This is a genomic window from Rhizobium sp. BG4, assembly GCF_016864575.1.
GTDB lineage: Bacteria > Pseudomonadota > Alphaproteobacteria > Rhizobiales > Rhizobiaceae > Rhizobium.
In genome coordinates this window covers 1,762,501-1,779,177 of record NZ_CP044125.1, presented here as the reverse complement: position 1 = coordinate 1,779,177, position 16,677 = coordinate 1,762,501, and the positions used below count along the sequence as shown (strand labels likewise).

Sequence of the window (16,677 nt, the reverse complement as noted above, 5' to 3'; positions counted from 1 at the left end):
TCAGTCGAGCCGCATCGCAATGCCGTGGGATGACATATAGCGCTTTGCCTCGCCGACGGAATAGGTGCCGAAATGGAAGATCGAGGCGGCAAGCACGGCCGTCGCATGGCCATCCTTCACCCCGGCAACGAGATCGTCGAGATTGCCGACGCCGCCGGAGGCGATGACGGGAACGCGCACGCTGTCGGCGATCGCCCGTGTCAGCTCCAGATCGTAGCCGATCTTCGTGCCGTCGCGGTCCATCGAGGTGACCAGAAGTTCGCCGGCGCCGCGGGCAACCATCTTCTGCGCGAATTCGACCGCATCGATGCCGGTCGCGTTGCGGCCGCCGTGCGTGTAGATCTCCCAGGCGCTGAGATTGTCCTGGCCGACGGCCTGCGTACGGCGTCGCTTGGCATCGATCGATACGACGATGCACTGGTCACCGAACTTGTCGGCGGCTTCGGCGACGAAATCAGGATTGTTGACCGCCGCCGAATTGATCGAGACCTTGTCGGCGCCGCAGAGCAGCAGCTTGCGGATATCGGCGATCGTGCGAACGCCGCCGCCGACGGTCAGCGGCATGAAGCACTGTTCGGCAGTGCGCGAGACGACGTCGAAGATCGTGTCGCGATTGTCGGAGGAAGCGGTGATGTCGAGGAAGCAGAGCTCGTCGGCACCGGCCGCATCATAGGCCTTCGCCGCTTCCACCGGATCGCCGGCATCGATGAGATTGGTGAAGTTGACGCCCTTGACGACGCGGCCGTCCTTGACGTCGAGGCATGGGATGACACGAGCTTTCAGCGTCATTGTGCAATCTCCTTGGCGCGGGCCGCCTTGATCAGCGAAAGCGCTTCTGCCGGGTCGATACGGCCATCATAGAGCGCGCGGCCGGAAATCGCACCTTCCAGCTTACGGGCATCCGGCTGCAGCATGCGCTCGATATCGGCGATAGAGGCGAGGCCACCCGAAGCGATCACCGGGATGGATACGGCTTCGGCAAGCTCCAGCGTCGAAGTCCAGTTGATGCCGGCAAGGATGCCGTCGCGATCGATATCGGTATAGATGATGGCGGCAACACCGGCGCCTTCGAACTTCTTGGCAAGCTCGATGATGCCGAGCTCCGAGGCCTCGGCCCAGCCCTCGACAGCAACCTTGCCCCCCTTGGCATCGATGCCGACCGCAACGCGGCCAGGAAAGGCCTTGCAGGCCTCGATGACCAGCGCCGGATCGCGAACCGCGACCGTGCCGAGAATGACGCGGGCCAAACCGCGCGACAGCCAGCTCTCGATATGATCGAGCGTGCGGATGCCGCCGCCGAGCTGCACCGGGTTCTTCGTCGCCTTGAGGATGGCATCGACGGCAGCGCCGTTGACGCTTTCACCGGCAAAAGCGCCGTTGAGATCGACGACATGCAGCCATTCGAAGCCCTGGTCCTCGAAGGCTTTGGCCTGCGCTGCCGGGTCCGGATTGTAGACCGTCGCCTGGTCCATATCGCCGAGCTTCAGGCGGACGCACTGGCCGTCCTTCAGGTCGATGGCGGGAAAGAGGATCATGATGTCTGTCCTTGCTTCGCGCGAGCCTTATGGCTTCCAGCGCAGGAAATTGGTGATCAGGGCGAGGCCGAGTTTCTGGCTCTTTTCCGGATGGAACTGCGCGCCGGCCATGTTGTCGCGGCCGACGAAGGCGGTCATCGGGCCGCCGTAGTCGGTCGTGGCGATCACATCCGAAGCGTTTTCGGCATCGAGATGGTAGGAATGGACGAAATAGGCGTGCAGTCCGTCGGCACCCGTCGGGATGCCGTCGAAGAGCGGATGCGGATGCCGGAGATCGAGTGTATTCCAGCCGATCTGCGGAATCTTTAGCGAGGGATCGTCAGGGGTCATTTCCTTGACGTCGCCGGGGATCCAGCCGAAGCCCTGCGTCACCGTCTTTTCAAGGCCGCGCGACGACATCAGCTGCATGCCGACGCAGATTCCGAGGAAGGGCTTTGCCTTCTTCTCCGCCGCCTCGATCAGCACCTCGGCCATGCCGGGCACGGCATCGAGACCGCGGCGGCAATCGGCATAGGCGCCGACGCCGGGCAAGACGATGCGATCAGCCAAGGCAACGGCTTCGGCCTTGTCTGTCAGGTCGATATGGGCGTCGATGCCCGCCTCGCGGGCAGCGCGTTCAAAGGCTTTTGTTGCCGAGCGCAGATTGCCGGAACCGTAGTCGATAATTGCGACGCGCATCAGCGTCCTCCATCAAAACCAAAGAGACCAAGCGAGGTGGTGTTGCCGTGGCGGCCGGTGGAGCGTTGATGTCGCTCCCATTCCGGTGCCGGCACGCCATCTTCTTGCGTAATGGTCTCGATATCGGAAAAATAGATGTCTTCCGCCTCGTCGACGGAATCGGCCGAGACGACCGCGTTTTCGTTCCAGCCCTTGGAGGCGAGGTTGCGAATGCGGAAATTCTGGCCCTCGAGCGCAACGATCAGGCTGGCAGCGAGAGAAAGCGCAAAGCCCGCGGGCCAAAGACCCTGGCGCTCCATAAGCACGCCGCCGACTGCCTGCGCCAGAAAGGCTACGATCGCATGCAGCCAGAGGCGGTGCGCCAGCAGCCAGAGCCATGGAAAGAAGAAACCCAGAAACGTGAAGCCGTCGCGGATGACGCGCGTCTTTTCGTGGCTGGCATCCGCTCCGTCAGGGGCAGTCAGAAACAGATAGCTGGAAGTCAATGTCGTCACGCTCCCTGAAGGGGCTCAGACGAGCGTGCCCTTCGTCGAGGGAACACGGCCCGCCTGTCTCGGATCGATCTCTGTCGCCGTACGCAGCGCGCGGGCAACGGCCTTGAAGCAGGTCTCTGCAATATGGTGATTGTTGGCACCATAATGGTTGAGTACATGCAAGGTGATGCCGGCGTTCTGCGCGAGCGCCTGGAAGAATTCGCGGACCAGTTCGGTATCGAATGTGCCGATCTTCGGCGCGCTGAAGGAGACGTTCCAGACGAGGAAGGGACGGCCGGAAAGATCGAGCGCGGCCTTCGTCATCGTCTCGTCCATCGCCAGGTCGATCGAGGCGTATCGGGTGATGCCGCGGCGATCGCCGAGCGCTTTCGCAATGGCCTGGCCGATCGCGATCCCGGTGTCTTCGACGGCATGATGATCGTCGACATGCAGGTCGCCCTTGGTCTCGATCTCCATATCGATCAGCGAATGTCGTGACAGCTGGTCGAGCATATGGTCGAAGAAGCCGACGCCCGTCGAAATCTTCGACTTGCCGGTGCCGTCGAGATTGACCGAAACCGAAACCGAAGTTTCGTTGGTCTTGCGGGAAACGGCGCCCGTGCGGCTTGCTGCGGTCTCGGCCATCTGGCTGCTCCATCGGGAATGACGCCGGTTCCATATCAGGCGTTCCCTAAAATATCCAGAAGCGTGGCCGCAGAAAAACCGCACCATTTGCAATCGGCGGAAGCCCACTTACATAGGGCTCAACAGGGCCGGTGAGCGGCCCGCGCAAAACCGCCCGGCCCCGGGCAAGGATGTTTTATGACAACGATTATTACAGTTCGAAAAGGCGGCAAGGTGGTCATGGCTGGCGACGGTCAGGTGAGCCTTGGCCAGACCGTCATGAAGGGCAATGCCCGCAAGGTTCGGCGTATCGGCAAAGGTGGCGAAGTCATCGCCGGTTTCGCCGGCGCCACCGCCGATGCCTTCACGCTACTTGAGCGCCTCGAGAAGAAGCTGGAACAATATCCGGGCCAGCTCATGCGCGCAGCCGTCGAGCTCGCCAAGGACTGGCGCACAGACAAGTACCTGCGCAATCTCGAAGCCATGATGCTCGTCGCCGACAAGACCGTGACGCTTGCCGTTACCGGCAATGGCGACGTCCTGGAACCGGAACACGGCACGATGGCGATCGGCTCGGGCGGCAATTTCGCGCTCGCAGCCTCGCTTGCCCTGCTCGATTCCGACAAGTCGGCGGAAGAGGTGGCCCGCAAGGCGCTCGATATCGCAGCCGATATCTGCGTCTACACCAATCACAACATCATCGTCGAAACGCTTGATGCCGATGCCTGAGGACGGAACCCGCTACTATTTCCGAGACGTCGAGGGCAGGGACCTTTCCTTGCTGGGACAGTGGCTCGCCGAGCCGCATGTTGCGAAATGGTGGGACGGGGATCCGCAGGCGAGTGCACAGGAAATCTTAGAGGCGGTCGAGAGCATCGAGACGCGGCCAATGATCGTGGAGCTGGAAGGGCGGCCGATCGCCTATCTCCAGCATTACGATCCGCATCTCGAAGACGGTCATCCCTATCAGGACCAGCCGAAAGGCACGCTCGGGCTCGATATTTCCATCGGCATCCCGGCGCTGATCGGCAAAGGTCACGGCAGCGCGATCATTCGCCAGATCGCGTCTGAGCTTTTCGCCGGAGGCACGAAAAGGATCGTCATCGATCCGCATCCGGAAAACCACGCGGCAATCCGCGCCTATGAGAAAGCCGGCTTTCGCTATCTCGACACAAGAACATCCATCTATGGTCCCGCCCATTTCATGGTGCTGGACGCAAACCAGGAAACGGATTTGCAATGACCAACTTTTCTCCCCGTGAGATCGTATCCGAACTCGACCGTCATATTATCGGCCAGCACGACGCCAAGCGCGCGGTGGCAATTGCGCTGCGCAATCGCTGGCGCCGCCAGCAGCTCGATGAGAGCCTGCGCGACGAAGTCATGCCGAAGAACATCCTGATGATCGGCCCGACCGGCGTCGGCAAGACCGAAATCTCCCGCCGTCTCGCCAAGCTTGCCGGCGCACCCTTCATCAAGGTCGAAGCCACCAAATTCACCGAAGTCGGTTATGTCGGCCGCGATGTCGAGCAGATCATCCGCGATCTCGTGGAGATCGGCATCGGCCTGGTGCGCGACAAGAAGCGCGCCGAAGTCGAATCCAAGGCGCATATGAGCGCCGAAGAGCGCGTGCTCGATGCGCTGGTCGGCGCCACCGCATCGCCCGCGACCCGCGACAGCTTCCGCAAGAAGCTCCGCAGTGGCGAGCTCGACGACAAGGAAATCGATATCGAGGTTGCCGATACCGGTTCGGGCATGGGCGGTTTCGAAATTCCCGGCATGCCGGGGGCCAATATCGGCGTGCTGAACCTCTCCGATATGTTCGGCAAGGCCATGGGCGGCCGCACCAAGAAGGTCCGCACGACCGTCAAGGCCTCCTATACCGATCTGATCCGCGATGAATCCGACAAGCTGATCGACAATGAAGTCATCCAGCGCGAGGCTGTTCGCTCGGTCGAGAACGACGGCATCGTCTTCCTCGACGAAATCGACAAGATCGCCGCCCGTGATGGCGGCATGGGTGCCGGCGTGTCCCGCGAAGGCGTGCAGCGCGACCTTCTGCCGCTCGTCGAGGGAACGACGGTTTCGACGAAATATGGTCCCGTCAAAACCGACCATATCCTGTTCATCGCCTCGGGCGCCTTCCACGTCGCCAAGCCGTCGGATCTTCTGCCGGAACTGCAGGGCCGCTTGCCGATCCGCGTCGAGCTTCGTCCGCTCAGCAAGGAAGACTTCCGCCGTATCCTGACGGAAACCGAGGCCAGCCTCATCCGCCAGTACCGCGCGCTGATGCAGACCGAGGAACTGAGCCTCGACTTCACCGACGATGCGATCGATGCGCTGGCTGACGTCGCGGTTCATCTGAACTCGACGGTCGAGAATATCGGTGCCCGCCGCCTGCAGACGGTGATGGAGCGCGTTCTGGACGAAATCTCGTTCAACGCGCCGGATCGCGGCGGCAGTGCCGTGACCATCGACGCGAATTACGTCCGGGAGCATGTCGGCGATCTCGCCAACAACACCGACCTCTCGCGCTTCATCCTTTAAATTTCTCAATGCGCGAAATGCTTTGCGTTCCGCGCAAGAGATTTTGATGATCAAACCCTCGACAGCGGGCCTTTTACTTTCTAGTGAAAGGCCCGTTTTCTTTGCTGGCGCGGGCTTTATTCGGACAAGATTGTGGTCCAGTCACGCGCTCGCAGCCAGGGACCATGAACTCGACAGGATAGCGGATCGTGCGACGCCTTTTGACATGCCTTCTCATTGCCGTTGCGGCTTTCACTTCGGCACCGGCCTATGCCATGCAGACGGTGCCGCCGGGCAACCGCAACGTTGAGCAGCCGCCGATCCCGGGCGCTTCCGTCCGCCGTACCAAGGGTACCAAGACCACCTTCGACCGTAAGTATGAGAAGGTCTACGAGCTCCTGTCGAGCGATCACGAGCTGATGGGCAAGATCCGCAAGACGGCGGCCGCCTACGGCATCGAGCCGATCCACATCATCGGCGCGCTGGTCGGTGAGCACACCTACAATGTCGACGCCTATGACCGCCTGCAGTCTTACTATGTCAAGGCTGCCTCCTATGCCGGTGAAAGCTTCCGCTTTGCCTATGATGGCGAGGATGTCGACACCTTCATCGACCGCCCGGAATTTGCCGGATGCAACGGCAAGAGCGATTCCTACCAGCTCTGGAGCTGCCGCGAGGATGTCTGGGAAACCGACTTCCGCGGCAAGACGGTCGGCGGCAAGAAGTTTCCCGACAATCGCTTCAGCGCGGTATTCTTCCAGCCTTTCTATGCCGGGCAGACCTTCGGTCTTGGCCAGATCAATCCGCTGACGGCGCTGATGCTGTCCGATCTCGTCACCCGTGTTTCGGGCTATCCGAAGCTCAGCGAGAAGGATGCCAGCGGCGTCTACAAGGCGATCATGCAGCCGGATATTTCTCTGGCCTTCGTCGCGGCATCGGTCAGAACCTCGATCGACGACTACAAGCGGATTGCCGGCATGGATATCTCGGATAATCCCGGCCTGACGGCGACCCTCTACAATGTCGGCAACTCCCGCCAGCGCGCAGCAGCACTCGCCGCGAAGAACAAAGGCGGTGCGACAGTTTGGCCGGAAGAGAACTATTACGGCTGGCTGATCAACGACAAGCTGGACGAGTTGAAGGCCCTCAACTAATCTTCTGCCTTGCCGGGAAGGCGTAAATCTTCCACGAAAGGCTGCAATATCATGGACATGCGTCCTGATCCCTTCGTTCCACCCGCGCCGGTGCCGCGCACCGTGCCGCCGTCGCGGCTGGAAATCATCCGGACCATCCTGCGCAATCCGCTGGAGCTGTGGGGCGAGCCGTCCTACACGCTGCCCTGGATCAAGACGCGTTTCTTCCGCGACAGCACGATCATCGTCAATGATCCCGGCCTCATCAAATATGTGCTGGTCGACAATGCTTCGAACTACCGGATGTCCGATATCCGCCAGCTGGTACTGCGGCCGATCCTGCGCGATGGTCTGCTGACCGCCGAAGGCCAGGTCTGGAAGCGCTCGCGCAAGGCGGTGGCACCGGTCTTCACCCCGCGGCACGCCAAGGGTTTTGCGGGGCAGATGCTGCATCAGTCCGAGCTCTACGCTGAAAAGTACGACGACGGCGGCAGCTTCGATATCGCCACCGATATGACCGAGCTCACCTTCGCGATATTGGCTGACACGCTGTTTTCCGGCGAGATCGCCTCGTCGTCGGACAATTTCGCCGATGACGTCAATGCGCTGCTGCATCGCATGGGCCGCGTCGATCCGATGGATCTGATGCGCGCGCCGTCCTGGGTGCCGCGCGTGACCCGCATCGGCGGCCAGAAGATCCTCGATCAATTCCGCAGCATGGTCCACAAGACCATGGATCTGCGCCTTGAGCAGATGCGCGCCGACCGCGCCGCTGCCCCCGAGGATTTCCTGACGCTTTTGCTCGAGCAGGCGGGTCCCGATGGCCTGACGAACGAGGAGATTGAGGACAATATCCTGACCTTCATCGGCGCCGGGCATGAGACGACGGCCCGCGCGCTCGCCTGGACGCTCTATTGCATCGCCAACAGCCCGCATATCCGCGACGCGATGGAGGAGGAGATCGATCGCGTTCTTGCCGGCGTTGCGGAGCCCGTCGAATGGCTCGATCTGATGCCGGTGACGAGGGCTGCTTTCGAGGAAGCGCTCCGGCTCTATCCGCCCGCACCCTCGATCAACCGTGCCGCAATCGCCGATGACAGCTGGACCGATGCCAAGGGCGAGCGTGTCGATATCCATGCCGGCATGACGGTCTTGATCATGCCGTGGACGCTGCATCGCCACGAGCTCTATTGGGAAAAGCCGCGGGCCTATATGCCGGAGCGCTTCCTGCCCGAAAACCGCGGCAAGATCGGCCGCTTCCAATTCCTGCCGTTCGGCGCCGGTCCCCGCGTCTGCATCGGCGCGACCTTTGCACTGCAGGAGGCGGTCATCGCGCTGGCGGTGCTGATGAAGCGTTTCCGCTTCGATATTACCGAGAAAACCAATCCCTGGCCGGTGCAGAAACTGACGACGCAGCCGCAGAATGGCCTGCCGATGCGGGTCACGCCCCGCACTCTTTCCGGTCAGGCATAAATCTTTCTAACTATTGCAGAATTGACTATGAATGAAAGCCGCGCAAAGTGGCAGCATGAAACGTATGCCGTCCGCCGGAGGAACATCACATGAGTAGAGTTGAAAAGCAGGGTCTCCAGATCGAAGCCGTCCTTCACGACTTCCTGGTCAAGGAGGCACTTCCGGGCCTTCAGGTGGATGGCGAAACCTTCTTCGCCGGCTTCTCGAAGATCGTCCACGATCTGGCGCCGAAGAACCGGGAGCTGCTTGCCAAGCGTGACAGGCTGCAGGCCGAGATCGACGGCTGGTATCGGAAGAACGGCGCGCCTGCCGATCTCGACGCCTACCAGACCTTTCTGAAGCAGATCGGCTACTTGCTGCCCGAGGGATCGGACTTCAAGGTCTCGACCAGCAATGTCGACGCCGAGATCGCCTCGATCGCCGGCCCGCAGCTCGTCGTTCCCGTCATGAACGCCCGCTATGCGCTGAACGCCGCCAATGCGCGCTGGGGCTCGCTTTACGATGCGCTCTACGGCACGGATGCCATTCCGGAAACCGATGGCGCCGAAAAGGGCAGGGGCTATAATCCGAAGCGCGGCGAAAAGGTCATCGCCTGGGTTCGCGACTTCCTCGACGGCGCGGTTCCTCTTGAGGGCGGTTCCTGGAAGGATGTCGGAAGCCTGAAGATCGACGGTGCGAAGCTTGCGATCGCCGATGTCGACGGTGAGGACCTGCCGCTGAAGGATGCCGCACATTTCGCCGGCTACCGTGGCAGCGCAGCCGCTCCGACGCATGTCCTTCTCAAGAACAACGGCATCCATATCGAAATCGTCATCGATGCCGGAACGGCGATCGGCAAGGCCGATCCCGCGAATATTTCCGACGTCTGGCTGGAATCGGCGATCACCACGATCATGGACTGCGAGGATTCGGTCGCGGCTGTCGACGCCGAAGACAAGGTCGTCGTCTACAGGAACTGGCTGGGCCTGATGAAGGGCGACCTGCAGGAGGAAGTCACCAAGGGCGGCTCCTCCTTCATCCGCAAGCTCAATCCCGACACCGATATCACCGCGCCGAATGGATCGACCTTCGAGCTGCACCGCCGCTCGCTGATGCTGGTGCGCAATGTCGGCCACCTCATGACCAATCCCGCCATTCTCGATCGCGATGGCAACGAAGTGCCTGAAGGCATCATGGATGCGGTCATCACCGGCCTGATTGCGCTCTATGACGTCGGCCCGAAGGGCCGCCGCAAGAACTCGCGCGAAGGTTCGATGTATGTCGTCAAGCCGAAGATGCACGGACCGGAAGAAGTTGCTTTCGCCGTCGAGATATTCGGCCGCGTCGAAGAGCTGCTCGGCATGCCCAGGAACACCATGAAAATGGGCATCATGGACGAAGAGCGCCGCACGACGGTCAATCTCAAGGAATGCATCCGCGCTGCGGCAGAGCGCGTCGTCTTCATCAATACCGGCTTCCTCGATCGCACGGGTGACGAAATCCATACCTCGATGGAAGCCGGCCCGATGATCCGCAAGGGCGACATGAAACAGGCGGCCTGGATCTCGGCCTACGAAAACTGGAATGTCGATATCGGTCTCGAATGCGGCCTCTCCGGCCACGCCCAGATCGGCAAGGGCATGTGGGCCATGCCGGACCTGATGGCGGCGATGCTGGAGCAGAAGATCGCCCATCCGAAGGCCGGCGCCAACACCGCCTGGGTGCCGTCGCCGACGGCTGCGACCCTGCACGCGACGCATTATCACAAGATCAACGTCGCCGACGTTCAGCGCGGCCTGAAGGATCGCCCGCGCGCCAAGCTCTCCGACATCCTCTCGGTGCCGGTCGCGCCGCGCCCCAACTGGACGCCAGAGGAAATCCAGCGCGAACTCGACAACAACGCTCAGGGCATCCTCGGCTACGTCGTGCGTTGGGTCGATCAGGGCGTCGGCTGCTCCAAGGTTCCCGACATCAACAATGTCGGCCTGATGGAAGACCGCGCGACGCTGCGCATCTCCGCCCAGCACATGGCAAACTGGCTGCATCACAAGGTGGTCACCGAGCCGCAGATCATCGAAACGATGAAGCGCATGGCCGCCGTCGTCGATCAGCAGAATGCCGGCGATGCCGCCTACACACCAATGGCCGGCAATTTCGACCGGTCCATCGCTTTCCAGGCCGCCGTCGATCTCGTGCTCAAGGGCCGCGAGCAGCCGAACGGCTATACCGAGCCGGTCCTGCACCGCCGCCGCCTGGAGCTGAAGGCCGGTTAACCCCAGCCTCAGCTTTAACCGCCAAACAAAAGGCCGCCGGAGGAGCTCTCCGGCGGCCTTTTTCATGCCGTATAGGGCAAATAGCTTACTGGATAACGATGACCTTCGAGGTCGAACGGCCCGGACGGACGCGGCTGTAGAGGTCGATGACGTCCTGGTTCATCAGGCGGATGCAGCCCGAAGAAGCGGCGGTACCGATCGAAGCCCATTCCGGCGTGCCGTGCAGCCGGAACAGCGTGTCCTGGCCCTTGTCGTTGAAGAGGTACATGGCGCGGGCGCCGAGCGGATTGGTCAGGCCCGGCTCCATGCCGTTCTCGACATACTTGGCGATTTCGGGACGGCGAACGGCCATTTCCTTCGGCGGGTGCCAGTTCGGCCATTCCTGCTTCCAGGCAACGTATGCGGTGCCGGCCCATGCGAAGCCGGCCTTGCCGACGCCGATGCCGTAACGCATCGCCTTGCCGCCCGGCAGGATGTAGTAGAGGTGGCGCTCGCGGGTGTTGACGATGATCGTGCCCGGACGCTCATCCGTCTGGTAGCTGACGATCTGGCGGCGGAATTCCGGCTTCACGCGCTGGATCGGGATTGCGGGGAGCGAGTATCCAGCATCCGAGGTAACGCCGTAGGCGTCATCGAAAATCTGTGCCGTCTGAACAGTCGGGCCAGCAGCAGCCTTGTCTTCGACGGAAGCGCTTTCGGTGCTGGTAGAGCAACCGGCCAGGGCGAGTGTTGCCATCAGGCCGAATACAGGGAATGCATTGCGGATGCGCATGGATGTCTCTTAAGTTTTGGGCAATGTGGGAGGATGCTTCGAACCATCTTTGATTATGGTTTATTTTCGATTAACTTCGGCTTTGCAAGATGCTGCATCGCGACAAAAGTTACCCGCAGCGGCAAATTAAAAGCGCATGGCTTTTTTGCAACAACAAGCACCCTCTCCCCACGGTTATCCATGACGATTTTGAGTGTTTACAATAACAATCCGTTAATAGATGGCCGGCAATCGGACAGAGCTATGCTCGTGCGCCGCGGGACTCAGATTTTACTTCACGAGATGCGCCATGCCCTGCTTCCCGAGTTGCCCTTGGCAAGCGGTCGGCGCGCTGACCTGATCACGGTATCGGACAAGGGCGAAATCTGGATCATCGAGATCAAGACGTCGATCGAGGACTTTCGCGTCGATCGCAAGTGGCCGGAATATCGCGCCCATTGCGACCGGCTGTTCTTCGCCACCCACAAGGATGTGCCCCTGGATATCTTCCCTGAGGACTGCGGCCTGTTTCTTTCGGATGGTTACGGCGCGCACATGATCCGCGAAGCGCCCGAACACAAGCTGGCGCCCGCCACCCGCAAATCGGTCATGCTGAATTTCTCGCGCGCTGCCGCCCAGCGGCTGATGATGGCCGAATGGGCGAACGGCAAGCCGCTCGCCATCGACGACGTCTGAGCTTACTTCGGGGCGCGCTTGGCGAGAATGCGCTGCAGGGTCCGGCGATGCATGTTGAGCCGGCGAGCGGTCTCCGAAACATTACGCTCGCACATCTCGTAGACCCGCTGGATATGCTCCCAGCGAACGCGGTCCGCCGACATCGGATTGTCAGGCAGTTCGGCCTTTTCGCCCGGCCGCTGCGTCAGCGCCGCAAACACGTCGTCGGCGTCGGCAGGCTTAGCCAGGTAATCGACGGCACCGAGCTTCACGGCCGTTACCGCCGTCGCGATATTGCCGTAGCCGGTCAGAACGATGATGCGGGTGTCGTCGCGGCGCTGGCGGATCGCCTCGATCACGTCCAGTCCGTTTCCATCGCCGAGCCGCAGGTCGACGACCGCATATTTCGGCGGATGGGCCTTGGACTTGGCCACGCCCTCGGCAACCGATTCCGCCGTCTCCACGTGGAAGCCCCGCGTCTCCATCGCCCGCGCCAGGCGGCGCAGGAACGGGCCGTCGTCATCAACGATAAGCAGGCTCGCATCCGGGCCGATGTCGTGTTCGCCGATGGCAAGGGTTTCGCTGTCTTGTTCCGTCATTGTCTCTGATCCCGGCGGTTCCCCGCCCTGAATATCGGTCGATTGCTCAAAACTTCATTAGGCCGATAAAGTCACTTTGTCGAATGCGCGTCAATCAGCATGCGCGGCCACTCGACGCGGATACGGGCGCCCGCGCCTTCCGGTTCGCGGTTCTCGAAGACCAGTGCGGCGCCGGAGCGCTCCAGCAGCGTCTTGGCGATGAAAAGCCCAAGTCCCAGGCCTCCCGCCGTATCTTCCTTCTGCCGCTTGGTCACGTAGGGTTCGCCGATCCGTGTCAGAATGTCCGGCGCATAGCCGTTGCCATCGTCTTCTATGACGATCAGGACACGACGATGGTCATGTTCGACGGTTATGGTCACTTTCTCGCGAGCATAGTCGACGGCGTTCTCGATCAGGTTTCCGAGGCCATAAAGGATGCCGGCATTGCGCTCGGTCACCGGTTCGCCCTTGCGCGGGCTTTTCTCGATCAGCTCCAGCGCGATCTGGGACTCGCGATAGGGCTCGAGAATCTCCTCGATCATCGACGACAGCGGCAGGCGGCGCATATGCGCATCGCCCTCGGTCGACATGCTGGTCAGCCGTTTCAGGATGTCGCGGCACCGTTCGCTCTGGCTGCGCAACAGCTGCACGTCCTCGCGGAACCGGTCGTCATCCTTCAGTTCGCGCTCCATCTCCTTGGCAACGACGCTGATTGTCGCGAGCGGCGTGCCGAGCTCGTGGGCCGCCGCTGCGGCAAGACCATCGAGCTGCGACAGATGCTTCTCCCGCTGCAGCACCAGCTCGGTGGCGGCGAGCGCATCGGCCAGCTGACTCGCTTCCATCGATACGCGATAGGCATAGAAGGCGGCAAAGGCCATGGTCGAGGCGATCGAGCACCAGACGCCGAACTGCATGACATTATGCACATTGATCTCCACGCCATCGAACCACGGAAGCGGGAAGGGCGAGAAGGCGAGGATGGTGATGCAGACCATCGCAAACAGGATCAGCGCCGTGCTGTAGCGGATCGGCTGCGAGGCAAAGGAAATGATGACCGGCACGCAGACCAGCGCCGCAAACGGGTTCGCCAGCCCCCCGGTAATGAAGAGCAGCGCCGATAGCTGCAGCAGATCGAGCCCCAGCAGAGCAAAGGCAGCCGGCGCCTCCAGCCGGTGCGTCGGCGGGTAGCGGATCGTCAGGTAGAAGTTGACCCAGGCAAGTGCTGCAATCAGCGAGCAGCTGGCAATCAGCGGCAGGGGAAATTTCAGCCAGAAGGCAACGATGAAAACAGTCACCGCCTGACCGGCGACCGCCAGCCAGCGCAGCCTCACGATCGTCTGCAGGCGAAGCCGTCGGCTGCTGTGTCTGTCTTCCTGCGTCTTGCTGTCGGCGTCATCTACCATCGTCATGTCCTTATGTACCACGCGGCTTGGCGCGTGTCGTCGGCGGTGCCTCTTCCGGCCGCTCCGGCCAGGGATGCCGCGGATAGCGTCCGCGCATCTCGGCGCGCACGTCCTTCCAGGAGCCCGCCCAAAACCCGGGCAGGTCGCGCGTCGTCTGGATCGGCCGGTGGGCGGGAGAGGTGAGTTCGAGCAGCAGCGGCAATCGCCCGCCGCCGATCGTCGGATGATCCTTCAGCCCGAACAGCTCCTGCACCCGGATCGTCAGCAACGGCTCTTCACCGTCATATTGGATCGGATGGCGCTGCCCGGTCGGCGCCTCGAAATGCGTCGGCGCCAGTTTTGCCAGGTCGCGCTGCAGCGCATGGGGAACGAGGCTGATCAGCCCGTTCGACAGCGATCCGGCGCTGATATCGCCAATACCACGCACATCCGCTTGGAACGGCACGAACCAGTCGTCGAGCCGCTCGAGCAGCGCTTCGTCGCTCATGTCGGGCCATGGCTCGCCGATCGTCCGGTAGAGAAAGCCGATCCGTTCGCGAAGCTGAGCCGCTTCCTTGGAGAAGGGGAGGGTTGCAAGCCCGAGCTGCCGGATGCCGTCGGCGAGCGCCTTTGCTGTCGCCGCGCCGCTTGGCCGGGGAAGGGGCGTCTCCTCGAAGACGATGGCGCCGAGCCGTGTCGCCTTGCGTGCCCGCACCTGCCGGCTCGGCAGATCGAAATAGGTCTGCTCGCCCGTCTTGATCGCCCCGGGCAGCTCCGCCTCGACATCGCCGCGCGTAATCTCGGCCGCCGCAAGAATGCGAGCCTGCGCCGCCCGCCCCGTCAGGTCGGCAATCACAAGCATCTGGCTGCCCGCCAGCCGCTCGGTTTCCGCCAGCTCGCCGCCGCGGCCATTTGCCATCACATAGCGGCCCCGCGCGCCGCGCTGCAGGGCGATGCGATCGGGAAAGGCGTGAATCAGAAGCCGCCCGGCCGTTGGCGAGGCCGTCGGTTTCACCTTGTCGAGCCCGCTTGCCAGCCGCTGCGCCAGCCGCCGGGCGGATTCCGCCCGCTCGCCCTTCTCCGTCTTGAACCGGCGCAGCCGCTCCTCGAGATCGATGCTGGCGCCGCCCAATCCCTGTTCTGTCATCAGCACCGCAAGCAGCGCTGCCTCGCGGGCGTCGCCATGTTCACCGGCCGAAACCACCATCGCCGCCAGCCGCGGTGGCAGCGCCATCTCGCGCATGGTCCGCCCACGCTCGGTCAGGCTGCCGTCGGCGGCGAGCGCCCCGAGATCGATCAGCAGCGACCGTGCCTCGGCAAGTGTCGCCGCCGGCGGCTGATCGACAAAGGCAAGTGTCTTCGGGTCCTGCACGCCCCAATGCGCCAGATCGAGCACCAGCCCGGAAAGGTCGCTGGAGAGGATTTGCGGCGGGGTGAAGGCGGGAAGGGCGGCCGTCTGCCCCTGATGCCAGAGGCGCAGCGCAATGCCAGGTTCGGTTCGTCCGGCGCGTCCGGCCCGCTGATCGGCCGAAGCCCGTGATACCCGCACCGTCTCCAGCCGGGTGATCCCGGTCGACGGCTCGAAGACGGGCAGCCGCTGCAGCCCGCTGTCGACCACCATCCGCACACCGTCGATGGTAATCGAGGTCTCGGCGATCGAAGTCGCCAGCACCACCTTACGCGTCCCTGCCGCCGCCGGCCTGATCGCCGCGTCCTGTTCCTTCTGGCTGAGATTGCCATAGAGCGGCGCAATCAGGGTCGAGGCGCCAAGCCGTCCCTCCAGCCGCTCGGTCGTCCGCAGGATTTCCGCCTGCCCCGGCAGGAAGGCGAGGATCGAGCCGGTCTCTTTGGCATGATATTCGAGGATCGCCTTGGTCACCGCGTCCTCGATCCGCTCGCCGGCCGGCCGGTCCTGATAGCGGATATCGATCGGAAAACTCCGTCCCATGCTTTCGATAATGGGGGGATTATCGAGCAGCGTAGCGACCCTCTCGACATCGAGCGTCGCGGACATCACAAGAATCCGCAGATCGTGGCGCAATGCGCCCTGCACGTCGATCGACAGCGCCAGCCCGAAATCGGCATCCAGCGACCGCTCGTGGAATTCGTCGAAAATGACGGTCGAGACGCCCGAGAGTTCGGGATCGTCGAGAATCATCCGGGCAAACACGCCCTCGGTCACCACCTCGATCCGCGTCGCGGCCGAGACGCGGTTGTCGAGACGCATGCGGTAGCCGACGGTCTGGCCGACGCTTTCGCCGAGCAGCGAGGCCATTCGGCTCGCCGTAGCGCGGGCTGCAAGCCGGCGCGGTTCGAGCAGGATAATCTTGCCGTCGCCACGCCAGGACTGCGCGAGCAGAAAAAGCGGCACCAGCGTCGTCTTGCCCGCGCCCGGCGGGGCAGACAGTACTGCACGCCGCTGGCTTTCGAGCGCCGCCCGATATCGGCAAGCACATGGGAAGCCGGCAGTACCGGCAGGGAAGCGATATCCATTCTCTCCAGCGATCGTTTCAGGCGCGGTGCAAGGCTGCGGTGCGCGGGACTATTGGCGCGAAATTAGCGATCGGATGCCATTCCGCAAGCCGCTGTGGCAAGTC

General features: G+C 62.4%; 15 protein-coding genes and 1 pseudogene. 7 read left to right on the top strand and 9 right to left on the bottom strand.

Annotated elements, in window-relative coordinates; translation table 11 throughout:
* The 5 genes from hisF to hisB are packed head-to-tail and all read right to left on the bottom strand — an operon-like array spanning window position 1 to window position 3,331.
* Window positions 1–789, bottom strand: coding sequence for an imidazole glycerol phosphate synthase subunit HisF (hisF, locus tag F2982_RS09230; protein WP_025555294.1), 789 nt, complete (start codon window positions 787–789; stop codon window positions 1–3).
* The gene (hisA, locus tag F2982_RS09225; protein ID WP_203429882.1) at window positions 786–1,535 is read right to left on the bottom strand and encodes a 1-(5-phosphoribosyl)-5-[(5-phosphoribosylamino)methylideneamino]imidazole-4-carboxamide isomerase; all 750 of its coding nucleotides are present in this window, start codon (window positions 1,533–1,535) and stop codon (window positions 786–788) included. Before hisA ends, hisF begins: the two co-directional genes overlap by 4 nt.
* Window positions 1,536–1,562: 27 nt before the next feature.
* Window positions 1,563–2,213, bottom strand: a complete 651-nt coding sequence (hisH, locus tag F2982_RS09220; protein WP_203429881.1) for an imidazole glycerol phosphate synthase subunit HisH — start codon at window positions 2,211–2,213, stop codon at window positions 1,563–1,565.
* Window positions 2,213–2,698 carry a DUF2628 domain-containing protein gene (locus F2982_RS09215; RefSeq protein ID WP_203429880.1) on the bottom strand — a complete coding sequence of 162 codons (486 nt, stop codon included), beginning with the start codon at window positions 2,696–2,698 and terminating at the stop codon, window positions 2,213–2,215. Before F2982_RS09215 ends, hisH begins: the two co-directional genes overlap by 1 nt.
* Window positions 2,699–2,722: 24 nt before the next feature.
* Window positions 2,723–3,331 (bottom strand): imidazoleglycerol-phosphate dehydratase HisB, encoded by a 609-nt coding sequence (hisB, locus tag F2982_RS09210; protein ID WP_025555298.1) that lies wholly within the window; start codon window positions 3,329–3,331, stop codon window positions 2,723–2,725.
* A 177-nt stretch (window positions 3,332–3,508) separates the two neighbouring features.
* Between hisB and hslV the strand changes: the two genes are divergently transcribed.
* The 6 genes from hslV to F2982_RS09180 all read left to right on the top strand — a co-directional run bounded on the left by hslV (window position 3,509) and on the right by F2982_RS09180 (window position 10,694).
* Window positions 3,509–4,039 (top strand): ATP-dependent protease subunit HslV, encoded by a 531-nt coding sequence (gene hslV, locus F2982_RS09205; RefSeq protein WP_025555299.1) that lies wholly within the window; start codon window positions 3,509–3,511, stop codon window positions 4,037–4,039.
* Entirely contained in the window at window positions 4,026–4,553 is a 528-nt protein-coding gene (locus F2982_RS09200; RefSeq protein WP_246777530.1) for a GNAT family N-acetyltransferase, read from the top strand. Before hslV ends, F2982_RS09200 begins: the two co-directional genes overlap by 14 nt.
* Window positions 4,550–5,857, top strand: coding sequence for an ATP-dependent protease ATPase subunit HslU (gene hslU, locus F2982_RS09195; protein WP_025555301.1), 1,308 nt, complete (start codon window positions 4,550–4,552; stop codon window positions 5,855–5,857). Before F2982_RS09200 ends, hslU begins: the two co-directional genes overlap by 4 nt.
* Window positions 5,858–6,045: 188 nt before the next feature.
* The gene (locus F2982_RS09190; protein WP_130282899.1) at window positions 6,046–6,990 is read left to right on the top strand and encodes a DUF1402 family protein; all 945 of its coding nucleotides are present in this window, start codon (window positions 6,046–6,048) and stop codon (window positions 6,988–6,990) included.
* Between the two features lie 51 nt (window positions 6,991–7,041).
* Window positions 7,042–8,442 (top strand): cytochrome P450, encoded by a 1,401-nt coding sequence (locus tag F2982_RS09185; RefSeq protein WP_203429879.1) that lies wholly within the window; start codon window positions 7,042–7,044, stop codon window positions 8,440–8,442.
* A gap of 89 nt (window positions 8,443–8,531) precedes the next feature.
* Complete coding sequence (locus F2982_RS09180; protein ID WP_203429878.1) at window positions 8,532–10,694, top strand: malate synthase G; 2,163 nt, start codon at window positions 8,532–8,534, stop codon at window positions 10,692–10,694.
* 85 nt (window positions 10,695–10,779) lie between these two features.
* Here the strand turns inward: F2982_RS09180 and F2982_RS09175 are convergent, their stop codons facing one another.
* Window positions 10,780–11,466, bottom strand: a complete 687-nt coding sequence (locus F2982_RS09175) for a L,D-transpeptidase (protein ID WP_025555305.1) — start codon at window positions 11,464–11,466, stop codon at window positions 10,780–10,782.
* 180 nt (window positions 11,467–11,646) lie between these two features.
* Between F2982_RS09175 and F2982_RS09170 the strand changes: the two genes are divergently transcribed.
* Window positions 11,647–12,141 carry an MmcB family DNA repair protein gene (locus tag F2982_RS09170; protein ID WP_112717972.1) on the top strand — a complete coding sequence of 165 codons (495 nt, stop codon included), beginning with the start codon at window positions 11,647–11,649 and terminating at the stop codon, window positions 12,139–12,141.
* 2 nt (window positions 12,142–12,143) lie between these two features.
* Here the strand turns inward: F2982_RS09170 and F2982_RS09165 are convergent, their stop codons facing one another.
* From F2982_RS09165 to hrpB, 3 genes and pseudogenes are all read right to left on the bottom strand, one after another.
* Entirely contained in the window at window positions 12,144–12,719 is a 576-nt protein-coding gene (locus tag F2982_RS09165; RefSeq protein WP_025555307.1) for an ActR/PrrA/RegA family redox response regulator transcription factor, read from the bottom strand.
* A 71-nt stretch (window positions 12,720–12,790) separates the two neighbouring features.
* Window positions 12,791–14,101 (bottom strand): ActS/PrrB/RegB family redox-sensitive histidine kinase, encoded by a 1,311-nt coding sequence (locus F2982_RS09160; RefSeq protein WP_025555308.1) that lies wholly within the window; start codon window positions 14,099–14,101, stop codon window positions 12,791–12,793.
* A gap of 10 nt (window positions 14,102–14,111) precedes the next feature.
* Window positions 14,112–16,573 (bottom strand): annotated as a pseudogene (gene hrpB, locus F2982_RS09155) (ATP-dependent helicase HrpB).
* Window positions 16,574–16,677: the final 104 nt, after the last annotated feature.

What these genes read in the sequence shown, in the direction of transcription:
- hisF (WP_025555294.1), bottom strand. Translation starts at nt 789, where the DNA reads ATGACGCTGAAAGCTCGTGTCATCCCATGCCTCGACGTCAAGGACGGC.
- hisA (WP_203429882.1), bottom strand. Translation starts at nt 1,535, where the DNA reads ATGATCCTCTTTCCCGCCATCGACCTGAAGGACGGCCAGTGCGTCCGC.
- hisH (WP_203429881.1), bottom strand. Translation starts at nt 2,213, where the DNA reads ATGCGCGTCGCAATTATCGACTACGGTTCCGGCAATCTGCGCTCGGCA.
- hisB (WP_025555298.1), bottom strand. Translation starts at nt 3,331, where the DNA reads ATGGCCGAGACCGCAGCAAGCCGCACGGGCGCCGTTTCCCGCAAGACC.
- hslV (WP_025555299.1), top strand. Translation starts at nt 3,509, where the DNA reads ATGACAACGATTATTACAGTTCGAAAAGGCGGCAAGGTGGTCATGGCT.
- F2982_RS09200 (WP_246777530.1), top strand. Translation starts at nt 4,026, where the DNA reads ATGCCGATGCCTGAGGACGGAACCCGCTACTATTTCCGAGACGTCGAG.
- hslU (WP_025555301.1), top strand. Translation starts at nt 4,550, where the DNA reads ATGACCAACTTTTCTCCCCGTGAGATCGTATCCGAACTCGACCGTCAT.
- F2982_RS09185 (WP_203429879.1), top strand. Translation starts at nt 7,042, where the DNA reads ATGGACATGCGTCCTGATCCCTTCGTTCCACCCGCGCCGGTGCCGCGC.
- F2982_RS09180 (WP_203429878.1), top strand. Translation starts at nt 8,532, where the DNA reads ATGAGTAGAGTTGAAAAGCAGGGTCTCCAGATCGAAGCCGTCCTTCAC.
- F2982_RS09175 (WP_025555305.1), bottom strand. Translation starts at nt 11,466, where the DNA reads ATGCGCATCCGCAATGCATTCCCTGTATTCGGCCTGATGGCAACACTC.
- F2982_RS09170 (WP_112717972.1), top strand. Translation starts at nt 11,647, where the DNA reads ATGACGATTTTGAGTGTTTACAATAACAATCCGTTAATAGATGGCCGG.
- F2982_RS09165 (WP_025555307.1), bottom strand. Translation starts at nt 12,719, where the DNA reads ATGACGGAACAAGACAGCGAAACCCTTGCCATCGGCGAACACGACATC.
- F2982_RS09160 (WP_025555308.1), bottom strand. Translation starts at nt 14,101, where the DNA reads ATGGTAGATGACGCCGACAGCAAGACGCAGGAAGACAGACACAGCAGC.